This is a genomic window from Pseudomonas sp. BR20, from assembly GCF_050780135.1.
GTDB lineage: Bacteria > Pseudomonadota > Gammaproteobacteria > Pseudomonadales > Pseudomonadaceae > Aquipseudomonas.
On sequence record NZ_CP172012.1, the window covers coordinates 808,938 to 831,146 of the forward strand.

General features: G+C 60.7%; 18 protein-coding genes and 2 tRNA genes. 16 read left to right on the plus strand and 4 right to left on the minus strand.

The genetic code is table 11. The annotated features are described in order from the left end of the window. The first annotated feature begins 11 nt into the window (after positions 1-11). From ACHPFG_RS03525 to ACHPFG_RS03570, 10 genes are all read left to right on the plus strand, one after another. Positions 12-1,433, plus strand: a complete 1,422-nt coding sequence (locus ACHPFG_RS03525; protein ID WP_431701623.1) for an N-acetylmuramoyl-L-alanine amidase — start codon at positions 12-14, stop codon at positions 1,431-1,433. Further along, positions 1,433-3,346, plus strand: a complete 1,914-nt coding sequence (mutL, locus tag ACHPFG_RS03530; RefSeq protein ID WP_131696769.1) for a DNA mismatch repair endonuclease MutL — start codon at positions 1,433-1,435, stop codon at positions 3,344-3,346. The genes ACHPFG_RS03525 and mutL overlap by 1 nt, the downstream gene beginning before the upstream one ends. Beyond that, positions 3,346-4,317 carry a tRNA (adenosine(37)-N6)-dimethylallyltransferase MiaA gene (gene miaA / locus ACHPFG_RS03535; RefSeq protein WP_431703436.1) on the plus strand — a complete coding sequence of 324 codons (972 nt, stop codon included), beginning with the start codon at positions 3,346-3,348 and terminating at the stop codon, positions 4,315-4,317. Before mutL ends, miaA begins: the two co-directional genes overlap by 1 nt. Before the next feature lie 94 nt (positions 4,318-4,411). Continuing rightward, positions 4,412-4,672 carry an RNA chaperone Hfq gene (gene hfq / locus ACHPFG_RS03540; protein WP_003171355.1) on the plus strand — a complete coding sequence of 87 codons (261 nt, stop codon included), beginning with the start codon at positions 4,412-4,414 and terminating at the stop codon, positions 4,670-4,672. A 12-nt stretch (positions 4,673-4,684) separates the two neighbouring features. Further along, entirely contained in the window at positions 4,685-5,986 is a 1,302-nt protein-coding gene (hflX, locus tag ACHPFG_RS03545; protein ID WP_431701624.1) for a ribosome rescue GTPase HflX, read from the plus strand. A 96-nt stretch (positions 5,987-6,082) separates the two neighbouring features. Next, positions 6,083-7,258: an FtsH protease activity modulator HflK gene (gene hflK, locus ACHPFG_RS03550; RefSeq protein ID WP_131696767.1), complete on the plus strand. Its 1,176-nt coding sequence runs from the start codon at positions 6,083-6,085 to the stop codon at positions 7,256-7,258. Further along, positions 7,258-8,124 carry a protease modulator HflC gene (hflC, locus tag ACHPFG_RS03555; RefSeq protein ID WP_010213607.1) on the plus strand — a complete coding sequence of 289 codons (867 nt, stop codon included), beginning with the start codon at positions 7,258-7,260 and terminating at the stop codon, positions 8,122-8,124. The genes hflK and hflC overlap by 1 nt, the downstream gene beginning before the upstream one ends. A gap of 293 nt (positions 8,125-8,417) precedes the next feature. Beyond that, on the plus strand, positions 8,418-9,605 hold the full coding sequence (locus ACHPFG_RS03560; RefSeq protein WP_053139387.1) for an ATP phosphoribosyltransferase regulatory subunit: 1,188 nt from the start codon (positions 8,418-8,420) through the stop codon (positions 9,603-9,605). Between the two features lie 54 nt (positions 9,606-9,659). Beyond that, positions 9,660-10,949, plus strand: coding sequence for an adenylosuccinate synthase (locus tag ACHPFG_RS03565; protein WP_027604896.1), 1,290 nt, complete (start codon positions 9,660-9,662; stop codon positions 10,947-10,949). A gap of 139 nt (positions 10,950-11,088) precedes the next feature. Further along, positions 11,089-13,023 (plus strand): methyl-accepting chemotaxis protein, encoded by a 1,935-nt coding sequence (locus ACHPFG_RS03570; RefSeq protein WP_431701625.1) that lies wholly within the window; start codon positions 11,089-11,091, stop codon positions 13,021-13,023. Positions 13,024-13,116: 93 nt separating this feature from the next. Here ACHPFG_RS03570 and ACHPFG_RS03575 read toward each other — a convergent pair whose 3' ends face one another. From ACHPFG_RS03575 to ACHPFG_RS03590, 4 genes are all read right to left on the minus strand, one after another. After that, positions 13,117-14,682, minus strand: a complete 1,566-nt coding sequence (locus ACHPFG_RS03575; protein ID WP_259244676.1) for an ABC transporter permease — start codon at positions 14,680-14,682, stop codon at positions 13,117-13,119. Beyond that, positions 14,682-15,707, minus strand: a complete 1,026-nt coding sequence (locus ACHPFG_RS03580; protein WP_431701626.1) for an extracellular solute-binding protein — start codon at positions 15,705-15,707, stop codon at positions 14,682-14,684. The genes ACHPFG_RS03575 and ACHPFG_RS03580 overlap by 1 nt, the downstream gene beginning before the upstream one ends. A 145-nt stretch (positions 15,708-15,852) precedes the next feature. Next, positions 15,853-15,939 (minus strand) — tRNA-Leu (locus ACHPFG_RS03585). 154 nt (positions 15,940-16,093) lie between these two features. Then, positions 16,094-16,180: transfer RNA gene (locus tag ACHPFG_RS03590), tRNA-Leu, on the minus strand. 224 nt (positions 16,181-16,404) lie between these two features. Between ACHPFG_RS03590 and rnr the strand changes: the two genes are divergently transcribed. From rnr to rplI, 6 genes are all read left to right on the plus strand, one after another. Beyond that, a complete protein-coding gene (rnr, locus tag ACHPFG_RS03595; protein WP_339451380.1) occupies positions 16,405-19,038 on the plus strand; it encodes a ribonuclease R in 2,634 nt (877 codons plus the stop codon). Continuing rightward, the gene (gene rlmB / locus ACHPFG_RS03600; protein WP_003217493.1) at positions 19,035-19,790 is read left to right on the plus strand and encodes a 23S rRNA (guanosine(2251)-2'-O)-methyltransferase RlmB; all 756 of its coding nucleotides are present in this window, start codon (positions 19,035-19,037) and stop codon (positions 19,788-19,790) included. The genes rnr and rlmB overlap by 4 nt, the downstream gene beginning before the upstream one ends. Positions 19,791-20,101: 311 nt before the next feature. Next, a complete protein-coding gene (gene rpsF / locus ACHPFG_RS03605) occupies positions 20,102-20,524 on the plus strand; it encodes a 30S ribosomal protein S6 (protein WP_003171371.1) in 423 nt (140 codons plus the stop codon). A 29-nt stretch (positions 20,525-20,553) separates the two neighbouring features. Then, complete coding sequence (gene rpsR / locus ACHPFG_RS03610; RefSeq protein ID WP_003171373.1) at positions 20,554-20,784, plus strand: 30S ribosomal protein S18; 231 nt, start codon at positions 20,554-20,556, stop codon at positions 20,782-20,784. Between the two features lie 36 nt (positions 20,785-20,820). Then, complete coding sequence (locus ACHPFG_RS03615; RefSeq protein WP_431701627.1) at positions 20,821-21,714, plus strand: hypothetical protein; 894 nt, start codon at positions 20,821-20,823, stop codon at positions 21,712-21,714. A gap of 18 nt (positions 21,715-21,732) precedes the next feature. After that, complete coding sequence (rplI, locus tag ACHPFG_RS03620; protein WP_003171376.1) at positions 21,733-22,179, plus strand: 50S ribosomal protein L9; 447 nt, start codon at positions 21,733-21,735, stop codon at positions 22,177-22,179. The last annotated feature ends 30 nt before the right edge of the window (positions 22,180-22,209 follow it).

A 22,209-nucleotide genomic window follows, 5' to 3' on the forward strand; every position in this document is an offset into this window, starting at 1 on the left:
TGGGGTTAGGTATGCGCTTTCGCGCGTTGGTTGCTGTCGTAGGGGTGTTGCTTGCGGCAATGACTGTCAATGCTCTGGCTGCTTCACAGGTGAAGAGTGTTCGCCTGTGGCGAGCGCCGGATAACACGCGACTGGTGTTCGACCTGTCTGGCCCGGTCCAGCACAGTGTCTTTACCCTAACGGCGCCTGATCGGTTGGTGATCGACATCAACGGTGCGACCCTGGCCGCGCCGTTGAGCGTGTCCACCGCCAATACGCCGATTACCGCCATGCGCTCGGCGCAGCGCACGCCGACTGACCTGCGGGTAGTCATCGACCTGAAAAAGGTCGTGACCCCGAAAAGCTTCTCCCTGGCGCCAAACGCCCAATACGGCAACCGGCTGGTAGTCGATCTGTTCGACAACGCCGCCGATGCCGCGCCGCCGCCTGCGCCAACTCCAGCCGTGGCAACAGTGCCGGCAGTACCGGTCAACCCGTCCCAACCCCAGGTCAAGCTGCCACCGCCGCCGCCAGCCCCGGCCGGCAAGCGTGACATCATCGTGGTGATCGATGCCGGCCACGGCGGCGAAGACCCGGGTGCCTCCGGTTCGCGCGGCCAGCATGAGAAAGACGTGGTGCTGGCCATTGCCCGTGAACTGCAGCGCCAGGTCAACGGCATGAAAGGCTACCGCGCCGAACTGACCCGTACCGGCGACTACTTCATTCCGTTGCGTGGCCGTACCGAAATCGCCCGTAAGAAGGGCGCCGACCTGTTTGTCTCGATCCATGCCGACGCCGCACCTTCGGCCGCCGCCTTCGGTGCCTCGGTGTTTGCCCTGTCGGATCGCGGCGCCACGTCCGAGACCGCCCGCTGGCTGGCCGACAGCGAAAACCGTTCCGACTTGATCGGCGGGGCCGGCAACGTTTCCCTAGATGACAAGGACAAGATGCTTGCCGGTGTACTGCTTGACCTGTCGATGACCGCCTCGCTGACCTCCAGCTTGAACGTCGGCCAGAAGGTGTTGAGCAACATCGGCCGCGTGACTTCGCTGCACAAACAGCGTGTGGAGCAAGCCGGGTTCATGGTGCTGAAGTCGCCGGACATTCCATCGATCCTGGTAGAAACCGGGTTTATCTCCAACTCCAACGAGGCGTCGAAGCTGGCCAGTGCCAGCCATCAGCAGGCATTGGCGCGCTCCATCAGCGCCGGTGTGCGCCAGTTCTTCCAGCAGAACCCGCCGCCGGGCACTTACATCGCCTGGCTGCGTGACTCCGGGAAAATCGCCCAGGGCCCGCGTGATCATCGCGTGCAACCGGGCGATACGCTGGCCATGCTGGCGGTGCGGTTCCAGGTTTCGGCCGCGACCTTGCGCAGCGCCAACAACCTGAAGACCGATGAGTTGAAGGTCGGCCAGGTGTTGACCATCCCTGGCACTGAATTGGCGGCACAGTAATGAGCGAATCAACCTTGAACAGCGGGTCGCGCATTGAATTGCTCAGCCCGCGCCTCGCCAACCAGATTGCGGCGGGCGAGGTCGTCGAGCGCCCGGCATCGGTGATCAAGGAGTTGCTGGAGAACAGCATCGACTCCGGCGCCAAGCGCATTGATGTCGACGTGGAGCAGGGCGGCGTCAAGCTGTTGCGCGTGCGCGACGACGGCAGCGGTATCTCCTCCGATGACCTGCCGCTGGCCCTGGCCCGCCACGCCACCAGCAAGATCCGCGACCTGGAAGACCTTGAGCGGGTGATGAGCCTGGGCTTTCGCGGTGAGGCATTGGCCTCCATCAGCTCCGTGGCGCGCCTGACCCTGACGTCGCGCACCCGTGATGCCGAGCAGGCCTGGCAGGTGGAAACCGAAGGCCGCGACATGGCGCCTCGGGTCCAGCCGGCTGCGCACCCGGTGGGCACCTCGGTGGAAGTGCGCGACCTGTTCTTCAACACCCCGGCGCGGCGCAAATTCCTCAAGGCCGAAAAAACCGAATTCGATCACCTGCAGGAAGTCATCAAACGTCTGGCCCTGGCGCGTTTCGATGTGGCGTTTCACCTGCGCCACAACGGCAAGACCATCCTCAGCCTGCACGAAGCCCACGACGACGCCGCGCGCGCTCGCCGGGTGTCGGCCATCTGCGGAGCGGGTTTCCTGGAGCAGGCGCTGCCGATTGAGATCGAACGCAATGGCCTGCGCCTGTGGGGTTGGGTGGGCTTGCCGACCTTCTCCCGCAGCCAGGCGGACTTGCAGTATTTCTTTGTGAATGGCCGGGCGGTACGCGACAAACTGGTGGCCCACGCTGTGCGCCAGGCTTATCGCGATGTGCTGTTCAACGGGCGGCATCCGACCTTTGTGCTGTTTTTCGAGGTCGACCCTTCGGTGGTCGACGTCAACGTGCACCCGACCAAGCACGAAGTGCGCTTCCGTGACGGGCGCATGGTGCATGACTTCCTCTATGGCACCTTGCACCGTGCCCTGGGCGATGTGCGCCCGGATGACCAGTTGTCTGCGCCCATCGTGACGGCGGTGGTGCGTCCGAGCGGCCCCGAAGCGGGCGAGTTTGGTCCTCAAGGCGAAATGAGCCTGGCGGCAAACCTGCTGCAATCGCCGCAACCCCAGCCGAGCTACACAGCGCCGGGCTCTGGCTCGGGAGCGGGTTATCAGTACCAATACACACCGCGTCCGCAATCGGCTGTACCGGTCGCCGAAGCGCAGGCTGCCTATCGTGAGTTTTTTGCGCCGTTGCCAGGTGCCGAGCCGGGCGCAGTGGCCTTGCCGGAAGGTGGCGGTGATATTCCTCCGCTGGGCTACGCGTTGGCGCAGCTCAAGGGCATCTACATCCTCGCGGAAAATGCCCATGGCCTGGTGCTGGTGGACATGCACGCCGCTCACGAGCGGATCATGTACGAGCGCCTGAAGATCGCCATGGCCAGCGAAGGCCTGAGTGGCCAGCCGTTGCTGGTACCGGAATCCCTGGCGGTGAGCCAGCGTGAGGCCGATTGCGCCGAAGAGCATCACGCTGTGTTTCAAAAACTGGGCTTCGAGTTGCAGCGCCTGGGTCCGGAAACCCTGGCCATTCGCCAGATTCCCGCACTGCTCAAGCAGGCCGAGGCCAACCGGCTGGTCGCCGATGTGTTGGCTGACCTGATGGAGTACGGCACCAGCGACCGTATCCAGGCACACATCAATGAACTGCTCGGTACCATGGCCTGCCACGGCGCGATCCGCGCCAATCGCCGCCTGGCCTTGCCGGAAATGAACGGCCTGCTGCGCGACATGGAAAACACCGAACGCAGCGGCCAGTGCAACCATGGCCGTCCGACCTGGACCCAGATGGGCCTGGACGATCTGGACAAACTGTTCTTGCGCGGCCGTTGATGAGCGCCTTGCCCCCCGCGATCTTCCTGATGGGCCCCACGGCCGCCGGCAAGACCGACCTGGCCATCGAGCTCACCAAGGTGCTGCCGTGCGAGCTGATCAGTGTCGATTCCGCCCTGGTTTACCGGGACATGGACATCGGTACCGCCAAGCCCTCAAAAGAGCTGCTGGCGCATTATCCGCACCGTTTGATCGACATCATCGACCCGGCCGAGAGCTATTCCGCAGCGGATTTCCGCACCGACGCCCTGGCCGCCATGGCAGAGATCACTGCGCGGGGCAACATCCCGTTGCTGGTGGGCGGCACGATGCTCTACTACAAGGCTTTGCAGGAAGGGCTGGCCGACATGCCGCCCGCCGATGCCCAGGTGCGCGCCGAGCTTGAAGAAGAGGCCGCGCGCCTTGGCTGGCAAGCCCTGCACGACCAATTGGCAGTGGTTGACCCGGTATCTGCCGCGCGCATTCACCCCAATGATCCCCAACGCCTCAGTCGCGCCCTGGAAGTCTGGCGGGTCAGCGGACAGACCATGACTGAACTGAGGCTGAAACAAACTGCGCAAAGTGCTGACGCAGGCGCATCTGGACAGTCACAATTGCCCTATACTGTGGCGAATCTGGCCATCGCTCCGGCAAATCGCCAGGTGCTGCATGAACGAATTGCACAAAGATTCACAATTATGTTGGAACAGGGGTTTGTGGACGAGGTCGTAGCACTGCGTTCAAGAGGTGACCTGCATCCGGGGTTACCTTCGATACGTGCTGTAGGCTACCGCCAAGTCTGGGATCATCTGGATGGCAAGCTGACGTCAGCTGAAATGCAGGAGCGCGGCATCATTGCCACGCGCCAATTGGCGAAGCGCCAGTTCACCTGGCTGCGCAGCTGGAGCGATTTGCACTGGTTGGACAGCCTGGACAGCGACAATCTGTCACGCGCCTTGAAATACTTGGGAACGGTCTCCATATTGAGCTGAGTCCTTGCAATTGCCGTCTATCCTTGGGGGTGTGGCGGCCATAAGCTATCTATTTTCCGATTTTTTATTATTGATCCTTAAAGGAGTGCGGCACATGTCAAAAGGGCATTCGCTACAAGACCCTTACTTGAATACTTTACGTAAAGAGAAAGTGGGGGTTTCCATCTACCTGGTCAACGGTATCAAGCTGCAAGGCACGATCGAGTCGTTCGACCAGTTCGTGATCCTGCTGAAAAACACCGTCAGCCAGATGGTCTACAAGCACGCTATCTCGACAGTGGTTCCAGTTCGTCCAATCCGTCTGCCGAGCGCAGCCGGTGATGATGCAGCTGACGCTGAGCCAGGTAACGCCTGATAGGAGTCTCCTTTGTTCTTTGAGCGCCACGGTGGTGGTGAGCGAGTAATCCTCGTTCACTTGGATGGACAGGACCCTGAGGCGCGCGAAGATCCGCAGGAGTTTCAGGAGTTGGCAAATTCGGCCGGCGCCGAGACCGTTGCGTTTTTTAACGTGCCGCGTCATCGGCCAACCGCCAAATTCCTGATTGGCAGTGGCAAGGTCGACGAACTGCGCGACCTGGTCCATGCCGAAGAAGCCGATCTGGTGATCTTCAACCATACCCTCACGCCCAGTCAGGAACGTAACCTCGAACGTGTATTCGAGTGTCGCGTGATCGACCGCACCGGTCTGATTCTCGATATTTTCGCCCAACGCGCCCGTACCCATGAGGGCAAGCTCCAGGTCGAACTGGCCCAGCTTGACCACATGAGCACCCGGCTGGTTCGCGGTTGGACTCACCTTGAGCGTCAGGGTGGCGGTATTGGCATGCGGGGCCCGGGTGAAACCCAGTTGGAAACCGACCGGCGCCTGCTGCGGGTTCGCCTGCGTCAGATCAAGGGCCGGCTGGAGAAGGTGCGTAGCCAGCGCGAGCAATCGCGACGTGGCCGTTCACGTGCCGATATTCCTACCGTGTCCCTGGTGGGCTATACCAACGCCGGCAAGTCCACGCTGTTCAACAACGTGACGAAATCGGACGTGTACGCGGCTGACCAACTGTTCGCTACCCTCGACCCGACCTTGCGCCGTCTGGATATTGACGACCTGGGGCCGATTGTCCTGGCCGACACCGTGGGTTTCATTCGTCATCTGCCCCATAAGCTGGTCGAGGCGTTTCGGTCTACGCTCGAAGAGTCGAGCAACTCCGACCTGCTGTTGCACGTGATCGATGCGGCCGAACCGGATCGCATGTTGCAGATTGAACAGGTCATGGTCGTGCTGGGCGAGATTGGCGCCCAGGACTTGCCGATCCTTGAGGTCTATAACAAACTCGATTTGCTTGAAGGCGTTGAGCCACAAATCCAGCGCGACGAGAACGGCAAGCCCCAGCGGGTCTGGCTGTCGGCGCGCGATGGCAGTGGTTTGGAGCTGCTTGAACAAGCCATTGCCGAGTTGCTCGGCAGCGATTTGTTCGTCGGCACCTTGCGCTTGCCTCAGCGTTTTGCTCGACTGCGTGCACAGTTTTTCGAGCTGGGCGCGGTACAGAAAGAAGAACACGACGAAGAAGGTGTCAGCTTGCTGGCCGTTCGGTTGCCGCGCTCGGAGCTCAATCGGCTGGTCAGCCGTGAAGGCGTAGTACCGACAGAGTTCATCGAACAACACACTTTGCAATAAAAGCCTGAGAAAGCGGTTGTGCCGCAGTAGCAGGCATTCTGTAGCATTGGTCGGCGCGCCGTGGGTGCGTCTTTGCTTTATCAGATGGAGAGCGCTATGGCTTGGAATGAGCCGGGTGGCAACTCGAATAATCAGGATCCTTGGGGTGGTAAACGCCGCAATAATGGCGACCGCAAGGGGCCACCAGATCTCGACGAGGCCTTCCGAAAGCTGCAGGAAAGCCTGAATGGGTTGTTCGGTGGTGGAAAAAAACGTGGTGGTGACGAGGGCGGTCGTACGAGCAAGGGCGGCGGCTATGGCCTGCTGGGCCTGGGTCTTGTCGTGCTGGCGGCCGTATGGCTGTACAGCGCCGTATACGTCGTGGACGAGCAGGAGCAAGCCGTGGTGCTGCGCTTCGGTAAGTACTACGAGACTGTCGGTCCTGGCCTGAACATCTATTTCCCGCCGATCGACAAGAAGTACATGGAGAACGTCACGCGTGAGCGTGCCTACACCAAGCAGGGCCAGATGCTGACCGAAGACGAGAACATCGTCGAAGTGCCGCTGACCGTGCAGTACAAGATCAGCAACCTGCAGGACTTCGTGCTGAACGTTGATCAGCCGGAAATCAGCCTGCAACACGCAACCGAAAGCGCCCTGCGCCACGTGGTGGGTTCCACCGCCATGGACCAGGTGCTGACCGAAGGTCGTGAGTTGATGGCCAGCGAAATCAAGGAGCGCCTGCAACGGTTCCTCGATACCTATCGCACCGGTATCACCGTCACCCAGGTGAACGTACAGAGCGCAGCAGCACCGCGTGAAGTGCAGGAAGCCTTCGACGACGTGATCCGCGCCCGTGAAGACGAACAGCGTTCGCGCAACCAGGCTGAAACCTACGCCAACGGCGTCGTGCCGGAAGCCCGTGGCCAGGCCCAGCGTATCCTTGAGGATGCCAACGGTTACCGTGACGAAGTGGTCTCCCGTGCCAAGGGTGAGGCGGATCGCTTTACCAAGCTGGTCGCCGAGTACCGCAAGGCACCTGAAGTGACTCGTGAGCGTCTGTACCTGGACACCATGCAGGAAGTCTTCAGCAATACCAGCAAGGTCCTCGTGACCGGCAGCAAGGGTGGGCAGAACAACCTGCTGTACCTGCCGCTGGACAAGATGATCGAAGGTGGTCGTAGCAGCTCCAATGCACCGTCCACCGGTTCCAATGCCGCTGCCAACGAAGCGAGCGCCCGTGCTGCCGCTGACTTGCTGCAACAGCAAACACGTACCAGGGAGAGTCGTTGATGAGCAATAAATCGCTGACCGCCCTGATTGTGGGCGTCGTCGTGGTCATCGCTGCCTGGAACTGCTTCTACATCGTGGCTCAGACTGAGCGTGCGGTGCTGCTGCAATTCGGTCGTGTGGTCCAGGCGGATGTCCAGCCGGGCCTGCATGTGAAAGTCCCCTACGTCAACCAGGTGCGCAAGTTCGACGCCCGCCTGATGACCCTGGATGCACCGACACAGCGTTTCCTGACCCTGGAAAAGAAAGCCGTGATGGTTGACGCCTACGCCAAGTGGCGCGTCAAGGATGCCGAGCGCTTCTACACCGCGACCTCCGGCCTCAAGCAGATTGCCGACGAGCGTTTGTCGCGCCGTCTGGAGTCGGGCCTGCGTGACCAGTTTGGTAAGCGCACCCTGCACGAGGTGGTGTCCGGTGAGCGTGATGCGCTGATGGCGGATATCACGCGTTCGTTGAACACGATGGCGGAAAAAGAGCTGGGCATCGAAGTTGTCGATGTTCGGGTCAAGGCCATCGATTTGCCGAAGGAAGTGAACCGCAGCGTGTTCGAGCGTATGAGCACCGAGCGTGAGCGTGAGGCCCGTGAGCACCGTGCCAAGGGTAACGAGCTGGCTGAGGGTATCCGTGCGGATGCCGACCGTCAGCGCCGTGTACTGCTGGCAGAAGCCTATCGCGAGTCTGAAGAGGCTCGTGGTGATGGTGATGCTCAAGCCGCGGCGATCTACGCCAAGGCTTACGGCCAGGACCAGGAGTTCTACGCGTTCTACCGTAGCCTGCGTGCCTACCGTGAAAGCTTCGCGAACAAAACCGACGTCATGGTGCTGGACCCAAGCAGCGACTTCTTCCGCTACCTGGAAAAGTCCAAGTAACCAGCCCGTGATTTTGTAGGGCGCACTCCGTCGGGCGGCTAAAACGCCTGGCGGGGTGATCCTTTCAGAAAACGGGTGTATGATGCGGCAGCCGGGAAATTCCCGGCTTTTTTGCGTCTGCATGTTTGATTCGGCAGGCGTGACAGGTTTTTCGAGGAAAGTGCCCGACGAGGCCGTTAACAGGTCGTTCGTCACGTCGCTCTTGCGCGTGGTTTATGCAGGGGGCGGGTATTTTCTGCTTCACTCAAGGCTCGGCCGAGGGCTGGCCGCCCGGATCATAGGGGAATGGCGTAATGGCAACGGTAGACCGCTGGCTGCTGCCAGATGGCATCGAAGAAGTACTGCCACCAGAAGCTGCGCGCATTGAAGTAGCGCGTCGCCAGGTGTTGGATCTGTTCCAGAGCTGGGGTTACGAGTTTGTCGTGACCCCCCATATCGAGTACCTGGAATCCCTGCTGACCGGCGCGGGCCAGGACCTGGATCTGCGCACCTTCAAGGTCATCGACCCGCAATCGGGCCGGCAAATGGGGTTCCGTGCCGACATCACGCCGCAAGTGGCGCGCATCGATGCGCACACCTTGCGCCGCGAAGGCCCGAGCCGCCTGTGCTACGCCGGCAGCGTGCTGCACGCTCAACCGCGTGCCTTGTCGTCTTCCCGCAGCCCGATCCAATTGGGTGCGGAGTTGTACGGTGATGCCAGCCCGAGCAGCGACGTTGAAGTGATCAGCCTGATGCTGGCCATGCTGCAACTGGCTGATGTCCCAGATGTCCACATGGACCTCGGTCACGTCGGGATCTACCGTGGCCTGGCCCGTGCGGCCGGCTTGTCCGGTGAAGTCGAGCAACAGCTATTCGATGCCCTGCAGCGTAAGGCGATCGATGAAGTCATTGCCCTGACCGCTGGCGTGCCTGCGGATCTGGCCGACATGCTGCGTGCATTGGTCAACCTGTGTGGCGGCCGTGAAGTGCTGGTGGCTGCACGTGAGCGCCTGGCCAAGGCGCCGGCGCCGGTATTGGCTGCACTGGATGACGTGCTGGCGATTGCTGAGCGGTTATCGGCGCGGTTCCCGCAGTTGCCGCTGTATTTTGATCTGGGCGAGCTGCGCGGCTACCACTACCACACCGGTGTGGTGTTCGCGGTGTTTGTACCGGGTGTTGGCCAGGCCATCGCCCAAGGTGGCCGTTACGACGACATCGGTGCCGACTTCGGTCGTGCGCGTCCGGCCACCGGCTTTTCCACCGATTTGAAAACCCTGGTGACCCTGGGGCGTGCTGAGGTCGAGCTGCCGTCTGGTGGCATCTGGATGCCCGACAGTACGGACGCAGCACTCTGGCAGCAGGTTTGCCAGTTGCGCAGTGAGGGTCAGCGAGTTGTCCAGGCATTGCCTGGGCAGCCATTGGCCGCCGCCCGTGAAGCGGACTGCGACCGGCAATTGATTCTGCAGAACGGGCTTTGGCAAGTATCGCCACTGGCTTCTTGAGTTTTCCTGCCGGCCATCGCCGGCACCAAGTTTGCGCGAATGAGGACAAGTGTTATGGGTAAGAATGTCGTAGTCCTGGGCACCCAATGGGGTGATGAGGGCAAAGGCAAGATCGTTGATCTGCTGACCGAACATGCTGCCGCCGTAGTGCGCTACCAAGGCGGCCACAACGCTGGCCACACCCTGGTCATCGATGGCGAAAAAACCGTCTTGCACCTGATCCCGTCGGGCGTCCTGCGCGAAGGCGTGCAGTGCCTGATCGGCAATGGCGTCGTGGTTGCACCGGATGCCCTGCTGCGTGAGATCACCAAGCTGGAAGAGAAAGGCGTACCGGTGCGCGAGCGCCTGCGTATCAGCCCGTCCTGCCCGCTGATCCTGTCCTTCCATGTTGCGCTGGACCAGGCCCGTGAAAAGGCCCGTGGCGAGCTGAAGATCGGTACCACCGGTCGCGGCATCGGCCCGGCCTACGAAGACAAGGTCGCACGTCGCGGCCTGCGTGTGGGTGACCTGCTCAACATGCCGCGCTTTGAAGACAAGCTGCGTGAACTGGTGGATTACCACAACTTCATGCTGGTGGGTTACTACAAAGAGCCGGCCATCGAATTCGACAAGACCCTGGCTGAGTGCAAGGAATACGCTGAGCTGCTCAAGCCGCTGATGCTGGATGTGACCGCCGAGCTGCACGACCTGCGTCGCGCCGGCAAGGACATCATGTTCGAAGGCGCCCAGGGTTCGTTGCTGGACATCGACCACGGTACCTACCCGTACGTGACCAGCTCCAACACCACTGCTGGCGGCGTTGCTACCGGTTCGGGCGTTGGTCCTATGTTCCTGGACTACATTCTCGGCATCACCAAGGCCTACACCACCCGCGTAGGTTCGGGCCCTTTCCCGACTGAACTGTTCGACGAAGTCGGTGCGCACCTGGCCAAGCAAGGTCACGAATTCGGCGCGACCACCGGCCGTGCTCGTCGTTGTGGCTGGTTCGACGCGGTTATCCTGCGTCGCGCTATCGATGTGAACAGCATCTCGGGCATCTGCTTCACCAAGCTGGATGTACTCGACGGTCTGGAAACCATCAACATCTGCGTCGGCTACAAAGATGCCGAAGGCAAGGACGTTGCCCCGGTTGATGCCGACAGCTACGTGGGCCTGCAGCCAGTGTACGAAGAAGTGCCGGGCTGGAGCGAGTCGACCGTGGGCGCCAAGACCCTGGAAGAGCTGCCAGCTAATGCCCGCGCCTACATCAAGCGTGTAGAAGAGCTGATCGGCGCGCCGATTGACATTATTTCGACGGGCCCGGACCGCAACGAAACCATCGTTCTGCGTCACCCGTTCGCTTAATAAGCTGTTGATGTAAAAAGCAAAGGGCTCCTTCGGGAGCCCTTTGTCGTATCTGCATGCCAAGCGGCACGACCCTTGCTACGTTTCTCTCTTTCGCGCTGCCATCAAATTAATGGCACTCGTGGTGGAGGGATTCCCGATGTCTGCCGTTCTCTCATTGTTACAAAGCCGTCTGTTGCGGCCGGTGTTCGTTACCCTAGGTATCGCTCTTTTGGTGCAAGTGCTGGTGGCGGTTGCCCTCACCCGGAGCACAGTCACGGCGCTCGAAGCCGATTTAGGCAGTCGCCTGGGCATCGACAGCCAGAAGCTGTCCGGTGAATTGGCCCAGGCCGGCAAGGAAGTCACGTCGAGCCTGGACAGCTTGTCCACCAGTACCCGTCAGCGTCTGACCGCCGGGCTTTCCGAGCGCCTGCAGGCAGAGCAGAAACAGTTGCGTGCGACCCTGGAAAAAGACCTGCAAGACTCCGCCAACGATATGGCGCAACTGCTGGCCTCCGTGGCGCCCCGCGCTATGTGGGACAGCGATGTGCCAACGCTGTCCGAGTTTGCCCGGCGCGCTCAGCGCAACCCTAACGTGCTGTTTGTGGTCTATGACGACGCGGCGGGTGAGCACCTGACTCGCTACCTTAATCGCGAAAATCCGATCAACAAGGCGTTGCTGGAAAAAGGCCAGGGCGATCGCGCCCTGGACAAAGTCCTGAACGCTGCGAAGAACGATCCTTCGGTGTTCTACGTCGAGGCTTCCATTAGCCCTAACGGCGTGGAGATTGGCAAGGTGCTCATGGGGGTGTCGACCGCGTCGGTCGAGGCCGATCTGCAAGCGCTGGACAAGCGTTTTGCCGCACTGATTGCCAGCGGCGATCAGTTGGTCGGCGACAGCCTCAAAGGTGCCGCGGCGGATAGCGCGGCGGCCATGGGCGCTCGCCTGCAGTCGGCGCAAGCCACTGCGACCCAGATGACCGTCAACACCACCGGCGCCGTGCAGGAGGCTGCCGGCACCTTGCGTTGGCGCATCGGCATGGGGCTGGCGGGGGTTGGTTTCGGCGTATTGCTGCTGATCGCTGTGGTTCTCGGCCGCCGCGTGGTCAATCGCCTGAAACTGCTTATCGCGGCCATGGATGACCTGGCAGCGGGCGAGGGCGACCTCACCAAGCGCGTTCAAATCAACAGCAAAGACGAAATCGGCGACATGGCCTCGGCGGTCAATCGCTTTGTGGATAAGTTGCAACCCATCGTGCGCGAGGCGGGCGATGTGGCGCAGCGTACCGGCGTGGAAATCGGCGCCATGACCTTGCGCAATGCCGGCGCCGATGCGGCAGCTGGCTTGCAGCGTGATGAGGTGGCGGAGAGTTTGCGCGCGCTGTCGCAAATGGCCGACGAGGCCCAGGCCGAAAGCCACGCCATGCAGGCGGCATTGCAACAGGTGGTGGATATTCGTCAGGCGACGGACGAGAACTCGCGCACTTCGGCTGAAGTCGGCAGTTTGATCGAGGCGTTGGCGGGGCAGGTCCAGGCCGGTTCGCTGGTCATCGAGCGTCTGGCCCAGCAAAGCGAGCAGATCGAAGTGGTGCTGACGGTCATCCATGGTATCGCCGAGCAGACCAACCTGCTGGCGCTCAACGCGGCCATCGAAGCAGCGCGTGCCGGCGAAACGGGGCGTGGCTTTGCCGTGGTGGCGGACGAAGTGCGTGCGTTGGCCAGCAAGACCCAAAGTTCTACTGGTGATATCCAGGCGCATATCGTCGCGTTGCAGCAGGGCGCACGCGAAGCGGTCGAAACCATCGGCAAGGCCGGGCGTCAGGCTAATGAAGGCTTGCTGGTGCTGCGCGACAGCGTGCGCTTGCAGCAGACGGTGCAGGCATCGGTGGAGCAGGTGCATGCGGCGATTGGCCTGGCTACCCGCGCCGCCGAGCATCAAGCCCAGGGCGCCCATGCGGTACGAGGCCGGGTCGAGGTGATCCATGCCCAGGCCGAACGTGCGGCGCAAGCGGTGGTGGAGACTACCGCCAGTGGCAAGGTGCTGGACGGGTTGGCGGCGCAGTTGAAGGCGAGTCTGGGGCAGTTTCGGGCTTAGCGTCGTCTGTTCTGGCCTCATCGGGAACAAGCCCCCTCCCACGGGTTGAAGTGCATTCAAAATGTGGGAGGGGGCTTGTCCCCGATAGCGGTCTCAGCGGCTCAAGTACATCCGAGTTGTTAACAGATAGACCGGCAGCCCCGACACCACTATCAACAACGCAGCATAAGGCGCCGCCGCCGCAAACTCCACATTCGAGGTGTGCGCCCACACGGCAGTCGCCAAGGTATTCAGTCCGGTCGGACTGAGCAGCAACGTCGCCGTCAATTCCTTCATGGCGTCCAGGAACACCAGCGCAAATGCCGCCCCCAATGCCGGAAAAATAATCGGCAGCGTCACTCGGCAAAATGCACTGAACGACGATGCCCCCAGCGTGCGCGCCGCCTCTTCCAGCTGCGGTGCAGCTTTGTTCAAGGCTGTGCGGATCGGCGCCTGGGCCAATGGAAGAAACAACAACGCATAGGCGATCAGCAACAACGCCGACGTCTGGTACAGCGCCGGCACGTAATGCAGGGCGAAATACACCAGCGTCAACGCAATCACCAGGCCGGGCAGGGCGTGCAGCAGGTACGGCAGGCGTTCGGCCCAGATCGCCAGTTGGCCTTTGTAGCGCACCACCAGCAGTCCCACCGGTACCGCCAGCACCAGGCATAGTGCCGCGCCACCCAGCGACAGCGTCAGGGAGGACAGCAATGCCTCACCAATCTCGGCCACCGGAAACGCCGCCGAGGAACCTACCGCCAACCAATAGCCGAGCATGCCCAAGGGAATGCCGCTGCCGATGATCGCCAGCGTCAGGCAATACACCTGGCCCAGTGGCGCCCACTTGCCCAGTCGCACCTGCGCCGCATGTCGCGCCGCGCCCTGCCCGATGCGCACGTGCCGGCCCTTGCCGCGCACGCGCAGTTCCAGCCATAGCAGGGTCAGGCACATCACCAGCAATACCGCCGAAAGCATCGCGGCATTGGCATTACTGAATTCCAGTTCGAATTGCTGGTAGATCGCAGTGGTAAAGGTTTGCAGGCCGATGATCGACAGCGCGCCGAACTCCACCAGCATATGCAGCGCGATCAAAAGTGCCCCGGCCAGCAGCGACGGCCACAGCAAGGGCAGGGTGATGCGAAAGAATACGCCCCAGCGATTCAGGCCCAGAGTGCGGGCCGATTCTTCAAGGGAGGGGTCCAGGTTGCGCAAGGTCGCTGCCACCGGCAAAAACACCAGCGGGTATTTGGACAGGGTCATCACCAGGATCGCTCCGCCGAGCCCTTCGAAGTTGGCGCTCAGCGATACCCAAGTGAAGCTGCTGACAAACGCCGGCACCGCGAACGGCAGGCACAGGATTACGCCCCAGATGCGGCGCCCCGGCAGATTGCTGCGTTCCAGCAGCCAGGCCAGGGATAGGCCGATTACGCCGCACGCCACCGTCACACCGATCATCAGCGCCAGGGTGTTGCGCAGCAGTCCGAATACGTAGGGTCGCCATAGCAGATGCACCGCCTGCGCCCAGCCCGCCTGCCAGGCCTTCAGCCCGACGTACACCAGTGGCAGCAGGCTCAGGCCAACCAGTAGCAGGACGGGGAGCAGTAGCCAGATCGAAGGGCGCTTGCGGCGTGGGCTGAACCCCCCGCGCAAGGCGGGGGTGGGTAGCGATGGGTTCATCAGTTCAAGCCAACCTCACGTTCCAGCTCCAGGGCTTCTTCCGCGTTGCCCAGGTCGGCGGGGGTGACTTTCGGCGGTTGCAGTTCGCTGAAAGGCTTGAGGCCGCGGTTAGATTCCATGCCTTTGCGCAGCGGGTACTCGGCCGAGGTGTTGGTGATCACGCGCTGGCCTTCTTCGGTGGCCATGAACGCCAGCAGTTGCTGGGCTTCTTTTGGGTGCTTGCTGGATTTCAGCGCTGCGGCGGAAGACACGGTGATCAGGCCGCCGGCATCGCCGTCGGTGAAGTAGTGCAGCTGGGAGTCCAGGTTGGTTTTTTCTTTCTTCAAGGCAAACCAGTAGTAGTTGTTCACCAGTACGGTGGCGACTTCGCCATTTTCCACGGCTTTAAGGGCAACCATGTTGTTGCTGTACACCTTGCCGAAGGCGCGCAGACCAGTCAGCCATTCTTCAGCGGCTTCGCGACCGTGCAACTTGATAATTGCCACGGCCTGTTCCTGGAACGCGCCGCTGGTGGGTACGAAGCCGACCTTGCCTTGCCACTCGGGGCCGGCGAAATCCAGTACCGACTTGGGCAGGTCTTTCTCGGCAATCAATTTCGGGTTGAAGGCCACGACGCGCGTGCGTGCGGTTACGCCCATCCAGTCGCCGTTACGGCCGACGTAATCCTTGGGGAGCACGTCGAGCGTGCCAGCGTCGATCTTGGCCAGCAGGCCTTGCTCGCCAAGTTTGTTCAGTGGCGGCGATTCTTCGGTGTAGATCACGTCGGCAGGGGAGCGGTCGCCTTCTTCCACGACCTGGCTGGCCAGTTGGTTGCTGCTGCCTTTGCGTACGTTGACGTGGATGCCGGTCTTGGCTTCGAAGGCCTTGGCGAGTTCGTCGCCGACTTCTTTGTGTTGGCCGTTGTACAGGGTCAGGGAGACCTTGTCGGCGGAATAGGCGGCGGGGGAGAGTAGGGTCAGGCCGAGCAGGGTGATGGTCAGGCCACGCAGAAGGGACGTCTTGAGATGGGTATCGCGGATCATCATCCGGGGTTTTCCTCACTTGAGTGCAACAAATCATTGCAAGGATAAACGATAAAACTTCTCAAGTGCGCCCAAGGGGGGAAATTGCCGGTGGCGTTTTCAAACCCCGGAAACGAAAAAACCCGCTTTCGCGGGTTTGATCTGAATTTGGTGCCCAGGAGAAGACTCGAACTTCCACGACCTTGCGATCACCAGCACCTGAAGCTGGCGTGTCTACCAATTTCACCACCTGGGCATTATCAAACAACGTTGCCGCTGTTGATGGGGCGAACTATACGGCGGGCTTTTTAATCTGTAAACCCCTGATTCAAAAAATATAAATCGATTTTCTCGTTAAAAATCAAAAGCCTGAAACGAAAAAACCCGCTTTCGCGGGTTTGATCTGAATTTGGTGCCCAGGAGAAGACTCGAACTTCCACGACCTTGCGATCACCAGCACCTGAAGCTGGCGTGTCTACCAATTTCACCACCTGGGCAGCATCAACAACGTTGCCGTCGTCGATGGCGCGCACTATACGGAGCCGTTTTTTAGCTGTAAACCCCTGCTATGAAAAAAACCTGGAAAATTTCGCCAATGGTCGTGCAAGGTGCGCGGCGAGGGCTGTAAAAGGCTTTTAAACGCTTGTTGATGCCTGAAATTTCCCGTTTCAATACGCGTATGCCAAACTAACCCGCATATAGACAAGGTGAAAAATCTCTAATGGCCGATTGGCAGTCCCTCGATCCCGAGGCCGCTCGTGAAGCGGAAAAATATGAAAACCCTATTCCTAGCCGCGAACTGATCCTGGCGCACCTCGCCGATCGGGGTTCGCCTGCTAGCCGCGAGCAGCTGGTCGAAGAGTTCGGTCTGACCACCGAAGACCAGCTCGAAGCCCTGCGCCGCCGCCTGCGTGCCATGGAGCGCGATGCTCAACTGATCTACACCCGCCGTGGTACCTATGCACCCGTGGATAAGCTCGACCTGATCCTCGGCCGCATTGCCGGCCACCGTGATGGTTTCGGCTTCCTGATCCCGGATGACGGCAGTGATGACCTGTTCATGAGCCCAGCGCAAATGCGCCTGGTGTTCGATGGCGACCGTGCCCTGGCGCGCGTTTCCGGTCTGGACCGTCGCGGTCGCCGTGAAGGCGTGATCGTCGAAGTGGTGTCCCGCGCCCACGAGTCCATCGTCGGCCGTTACTTCGAAGAAGGCGGCATCGGCTTTGTTGTGCCGGATAACCCGAAGGTCCAGCAGGAAGTGCTGATTACCCCGGGCCGCAATGGCGCTGCCAAGGTCGGCCAGTTCGTCGAGGTGAAAATCACCCACTGGCCAACTGCGCGCTTCCAGCCCCAGGGCGATATTGTTGAAGTGGTCGGCAACTACATGGCGCCGGGCATGGAAATCGACGTCGCGCTGCGCACCTACGACATTCCTCACGTCTGGCCTGACGCTGTGCTCAAGGAAGCCGCCAAGCTCAAGCCGGAAGTCGAAGAGAAGGACAAAGAAAAGCGCATCGACCTGCGTCATCTGCCGTTCGTCACCATTGACGGTGAAGATGCCCGCGACTTTGACGATGCGGTCTACTGCGAAGCCAAACCCGGCAAGCTGCGCCTGTTTTCCGGCGGCTGGAAGTTGTTCGTCGCGATTGCCGACGTCTCCAGCTATGTGAAGATCGGTTCGGCCCTGGATAACGAAGCCCAGGTACGCGGCAACTCCGTGTATTTCCCTGAGCGCGTGATCCCGATGCTGCCTGAGCAGCTGTCCAACGGCCTGTGCTCCCTGAACCCGAAAGTCGACCGTTTGGCCATGGTGTGCGAGATGACTATCTCGAAAACCGGCGAAATGACCGATTACCAGTTCTACGAAGCGGTGATCCACTCCCAGGCGCGCCTGACCTACAACAAGGTCAGTACCATCCTGGAGCAGCCGAAAACCAGCGAAGCCAAGGCGTTGCGTGGTGAGTACGGGCATGTCGTGCCGCACCTCAAGCAGCTTTACGCGTTGTACAAGGTGTTGCTGGGTGCCCGTCATGTGCGTGGCGCGATCGATTTTGAAACCCAGGAAACCCGGATTGTCTTCGGTTCCGAGCGCAAGATCGCCGCGATCACCCCGACCACCCGTAACGATGCGCACAAGCTGATCGAGGAATGCATGCTGGCGGCCAACGTGGCTACCGCTGAATTCCTGAAAAAGCACGAAATCCCTGCGCTCTACCGTGTACACGATGGTCCGCCACCGGAGCGCCTGGAAAAACTCCGCGCGTTCCTCGGCGAGCTGGGCCTGTCCCTGCACAAAGGCAAGGACGGCCCAACGCCGAAGGATTACCAGGCACTGCTGGCCAGCATCAAGGACCGTCCGGATTACCACGTGATCCAGACCGTGATGCTGCGTTCCCTGAGCCAGGCGGTGTACAGCGCCGACAATCAGGGCCACTTCGGCCTGAATTACGAGGCGTACACCCACTTCACCTCACCGATTCGCCGTTATCCGGATTTGCTCACGCACCGCGCAATCCGCAGCGTGATCCATTCCAAGCAGAACACCCCGCACGTCAAGCGTGCCGGTGCCATGACCATTCCAAAGGCGCGGATCTATCCGTACGACGAAGCGGCCCTGGAACAGTTGGGCGAGCAGTGCTCCATGAGCGAGCGCCGCGCCGACGAAGCCACTCGCGACGTGGTGAACTGGCTCAAGTGCGAGTTCATGAAAGACCGCGTGGGCGAGTCGTTCCCGGGTGTGATCACTGCCGTGACCGGCTTTGGCCTGTTTGTCGAGCTGACCGACATCTACGTCGAAGGCCTGGTGCACGTCACTGCCTTGCCGGGCGACTACTACCACTTCGATCCTGTGCACCACCGCTTGGCGGGTGAGCGTACCGGTCGCAGCTTCCGTCTGGGCGATACCGTGGAAGTGCAGGTCATGCGCGTCGATCTCGACGAGCGCAAGATCGACTTCGGTATGCCTGACAAACCTGCCGAGCCGGCGGGCCGTAAAAAACGAGGCAGCGAACCTGCTGCGCCAGCCAGCAAAGGCAAGGGCGTTCCTGCGAAAGCTGCTGCCGCCGAGCCTGCGCCAGCCAAGGCAGGTCGTCGTTCGTCTTCCAAGGACAAGGCTCCCGAAGCCTACCGCCCAAGCGACGCGGCGGCGAAAAATGCCGAATTGCGCAAAAGCCGTGAATTGAAGCAGCAGTTGCTCAACGAAGCCAAAAGCGGTGGTAAAGCGGCGTCTGGGGGAAAGTCCCAGGGGGCGGAAAAGCCGTCGAGCAAGCCAAGTAAACACCGTAAAGGCCCGCCAAAAGCGGGTTCGGCCCCCGCGAAAAGCGGCGGGTCGCGCAAACCTAAGGCCAAGTCATGAGTCTGGAAAAAATCTACGGCGTCCACGCCGTAGAAGCACTGCTGCGTCACCACCCTAAGCGCGTCAAGCAAGTGTGGCTGGCCGAAGGCCGCAGCGAGCCGCGCGTGCAGGCGTTGGTCGAGCTGGCCAACCAAAACAAAGTCGCAATCGGTCAGGCCGAGCGTCGTGAAATGGACGTGTGGGTCGAAGGCGTTCACCAGGGTGTGGTGGCGGACGTCAGTCCGAGCCAGGTCTGGGGCGAAGCGATGCTCGATGAGCTGCTCGACCGTACCGAAGGTGCGCCGCTGTTGCTGGTGCTGGACGGCGTGACCGACCCGCACAACCTCGGCGCGTGCCTGCGTTCGGCCGATGCTGCGGGTGCGCTGGCGGTGATTGTGCCTAAAGACAAGTCGGCTACCTTGACGCCGGTTGTGCGTAAGGTCGCCTGTGGCGCGGCGGAAGTGATTCCGCTGGTGGCCGTGACCAACCTGGCGCGCACCCTGGAGAAACTCCAGCAGCGCGGCCTGTGGGTCGTGGGCACGGCGGGAGAGGCTGAGGTCAGCATTTATGACCAGGACCTCACCGGCCCGACCATCCTGATCATGGGGGCCGAAGGCAAGGGCATGCGTCGCCTGACCCGTGAACATTGCGATTACCTGGTGCACCTGCCGATGGCCGGTAGTGTCAGCAGCCTGAACGTGTCGGTCGCGACCGGCGTGTGCCTGTTTGAGGCCCAGCGTCAGCGTGGGGCCAAGGCCAAGGCGAAGAAGTAGTTCTAAGCCTGGAATAGAACCAACGTGTGGGAGGGGGCTTGCCCCCGATAGCGGTGTTTCAGCTACAGATGCTGTGACTGACCCACTGCTATCGGGAGCAAGCGCCCTCCCACATTTGCTTTTGAGGTGCTTGGGGAGATTGTTCAAATAATCACCAATCACCTTGCGCCCGTTCTTCCCCTTCTCTACAATTGCGCCCCTTGCCTTCCTGGCAGGCACCAATGTGCCTCCCTGCGGCAAGGTCCATAAGTGTCATTCACTCCTTGTCTGACCGTTTTTGAGCGGCAGGCTACAACCCGTAAGGAGCATTCATGCGTCATTACGAAATCATCTTTTTGGTCCACCCGGATCAAAGCGAGCAAGTCGGCGGCATGGTTGAGCGTTACACCAAGCTGATCGAAGAAGACGGCGGCAAAATCCACCGTCTGGAAGATTGGGGTCGTCGTCAACTGGCCTACGCAATCAACAATGTTCACAAGGCTCACTACGTGATGCTGAACGTTGAGTGCACTGGCAAGGCCCTGGCCGAGCTGGAAGACAACTTCCGCTACAACGATGCAGTGATCCGTAACCTGGTCATCCGTCGCGAAGAAGCCGTTACCGGCCAATCCGAGATGCTCAAGGCTGAAGAAAACCGCAGTGAGCGCCGTGAGCGTCGCGACCGTCCTGAGCACGAAGGCGCTGATAGCGCTGATAGTGATGACAGCGACAGCAGCGATAACGCTGACGAGTAATCCACGGACCTTATTAAGGAGCCTATCAAATGGCACGTTTCTTCCGTCGTCGTAAGTTTTGCCGCTTCACCGCTGAAGAAGTGAAGGAGATCGATTACAAAGATCTCAACACTCTGAAAGCCTACGTATCCGAGACCGGCAAAATTGTTCCAAGCCGTATCACCGGTACCAAAGCACGTTATCAGCGTCAGCTGGCCACCGCTATCAAGCGCGCCCGCTTCCTGGCCCTGCTGGCCTACACCGACAGCCACGGCCGCTGAGACCGGGCAGTCGACAAGTAGTAAGGGATTGAATGCATGCGCGCCTTAGCTGAGTTCATCATGCGCGGTCGTGTGCAGGCCACTCTGGTAGTGGCTGGATGTGCGGCATTGCCGTTGCTTTATTGGTTGGGTGCTGCCGCAGGTTGCCTTGTGCTGCTGCGGCGCGGTTTGCAGGATGCCTTTGGCATCCTGGCCCTGGGACTGGTAGCCGCCTTGATCTGGTGGCTGCAATTGGGCGAACCCAAGGTACTTTTGGTGCTGCTGGGGTCGTCGAGCCTTGCGTTGGTTTTGCGCGCAAGTGAGTCCTGGGTCCGCACGCTGCTGGTCAGCGTGGCATTGGGGCTGGTGTTTTCAGTGTTGATTGACGCGGCTTTCCGCCCGCAAATCGAGGCGCTGGCGCAGGAGATCGTCAAGATCCTGCCGCTGGCCCTCGGGGAACTCTACCAGCAGCTTTCGGTAGATGAGCGAGCGCGTCTTGCGACACTGGTTGCACCGGCCCTGATCGGCCTGATGGCGGTAATGATGCAGATCGTCAGCGTGCTGAGCCTGATGCTTGGGCGTTATTGGCAGGCGTTGTTGTACAACCCGGGTGGTTTTGGTCGCGAATTTCGCAGTATCAGAATCCCTGTGGGCCCGGCGATGTTGCTGCTGGCACTCATGGTTGTCGGACCGAACCTCGGTTCGCAGATGGCCTTGACCGTGCTGTTTTGCAGCGTACCGCTGGTGTTTGCCGGGCTGGCCCTGATTCACGGGCTGGTCGCGCAGAAGCGCCTGGCCAGGTTCTGGCTGGTGGGGTTGTACGTAACGATGTTGCTGTTCATGCAGCTGATCTATCCGTTACTCGTGGTTCTGGCCATTGTCGACGGCCTGATTGATTTTCGCGGTCGTCTGGCGCCGAAAGACGCCGATAACGCGAACGGTGAAGGTTAAAAGTTAGAGGATTTTCACATGCAACTGATCCTTCTGGAAAAAGTCGCCAACCTGGGCAACCTGGGCGACAAAGTGAACGTTAAGGCCGGCTACGGTCGTAACTACCTGCTGCCTTACGGCAAAGCCACCGCTGCAACCGCTGCCAACCTGGCTGCGTTTGAAGAGCGACGTGCTGAGCTGGAAAAAGCAGCAGCAGACAAAAAAGCTTCGGCCGAAACTCGCGCTGCCCAACTGGCTGAGCTGGAAGTGACTATCACTGCCACCGCCGGTGACGAAGGCAAGCTGTTCGGTTCGATCGGCACCCACGACATCGCTGATGCACTGACCGCCTCCGGCGTTGAAGTGCAGAAGAGCGAAGTTCGTCTGCCGAACGGCACCATCCGCAACGTAGGCGAATTCGACGTAGCCGTGCACCTGCACGCCGAAGTTGAAGCCACCGTACGCGTTGTCGTGGTAGCAGCTTAAGCAACACCTAACTGACTGGCACCTCGCGTG

Bases quoted from the DNA above. Each gene is read 5' to 3' on its own strand.
- ACHPFG_RS03525 (WP_431701623.1), top strand. From the start codon at position 12: ATGCGCTTTCGCGCGTTGGTTGCTGTCGTAGGGGTGTTGCTTGCGGCA.
- mutL (WP_131696769.1), top strand. From the start codon at position 1,433: ATGAGCGAATCAACCTTGAACAGCGGGTCGCGCATTGAATTGCTCAGC.
- miaA (WP_431703436.1), top strand. From the start codon at position 3,346: ATGAGCGCCTTGCCCCCCGCGATCTTCCTGATGGGCCCCACGGCCGCC.
- hfq (WP_003171355.1), top strand. From the start codon at position 4,412: ATGTCAAAAGGGCATTCGCTACAAGACCCTTACTTGAATACTTTACGT.
- hflK (WP_131696767.1), top strand. From the start codon at position 6,083: ATGGCTTGGAATGAGCCGGGTGGCAACTCGAATAATCAGGATCCTTGG.
- hflC (WP_010213607.1), top strand. From the start codon at position 7,258: ATGAGCAATAAATCGCTGACCGCCCTGATTGTGGGCGTCGTCGTGGTC.
- ACHPFG_RS03560 (WP_053139387.1), top strand. From the start codon at position 8,418: ATGGCAACGGTAGACCGCTGGCTGCTGCCAGATGGCATCGAAGAAGTA.
- ACHPFG_RS03565 (WP_027604896.1), top strand. From the start codon at position 9,660: ATGGGTAAGAATGTCGTAGTCCTGGGCACCCAATGGGGTGATGAGGGC.
- ACHPFG_RS03570 (WP_431701625.1), top strand. From the start codon at position 11,089: ATGTCTGCCGTTCTCTCATTGTTACAAAGCCGTCTGTTGCGGCCGGTG.
- ACHPFG_RS03575 (WP_259244676.1), bottom strand. From the start codon at position 14,682: ATGAACCCATCGCTACCCACCCCCGCCTTGCGCGGGGGGTTCAGCCCA.
- ACHPFG_RS03580 (WP_431701626.1), bottom strand. From the start codon at position 15,707: ATGATGATCCGCGATACCCATCTCAAGACGTCCCTTCTGCGTGGCCTG.
- rnr (WP_339451380.1), top strand. From the start codon at position 16,405: ATGGCCGATTGGCAGTCCCTCGATCCCGAGGCCGCTCGTGAAGCGGAA.
- rlmB (WP_003217493.1), top strand. From the start codon at position 19,035: ATGAGTCTGGAAAAAATCTACGGCGTCCACGCCGTAGAAGCACTGCTG.
- rpsF (WP_003171371.1), top strand. From the start codon at position 20,102: ATGCGTCATTACGAAATCATCTTTTTGGTCCACCCGGATCAAAGCGAG.
- rpsR (WP_003171373.1), top strand. From the start codon at position 20,554: ATGGCACGTTTCTTCCGTCGTCGTAAGTTTTGCCGCTTCACCGCTGAA.
- ACHPFG_RS03615 (WP_431701627.1), top strand. From the start codon at position 20,821: ATGCGCGCCTTAGCTGAGTTCATCATGCGCGGTCGTGTGCAGGCCACT.
- rplI (WP_003171376.1), top strand. From the start codon at position 21,733: ATGCAACTGATCCTTCTGGAAAAAGTCGCCAACCTGGGCAACCTGGGC.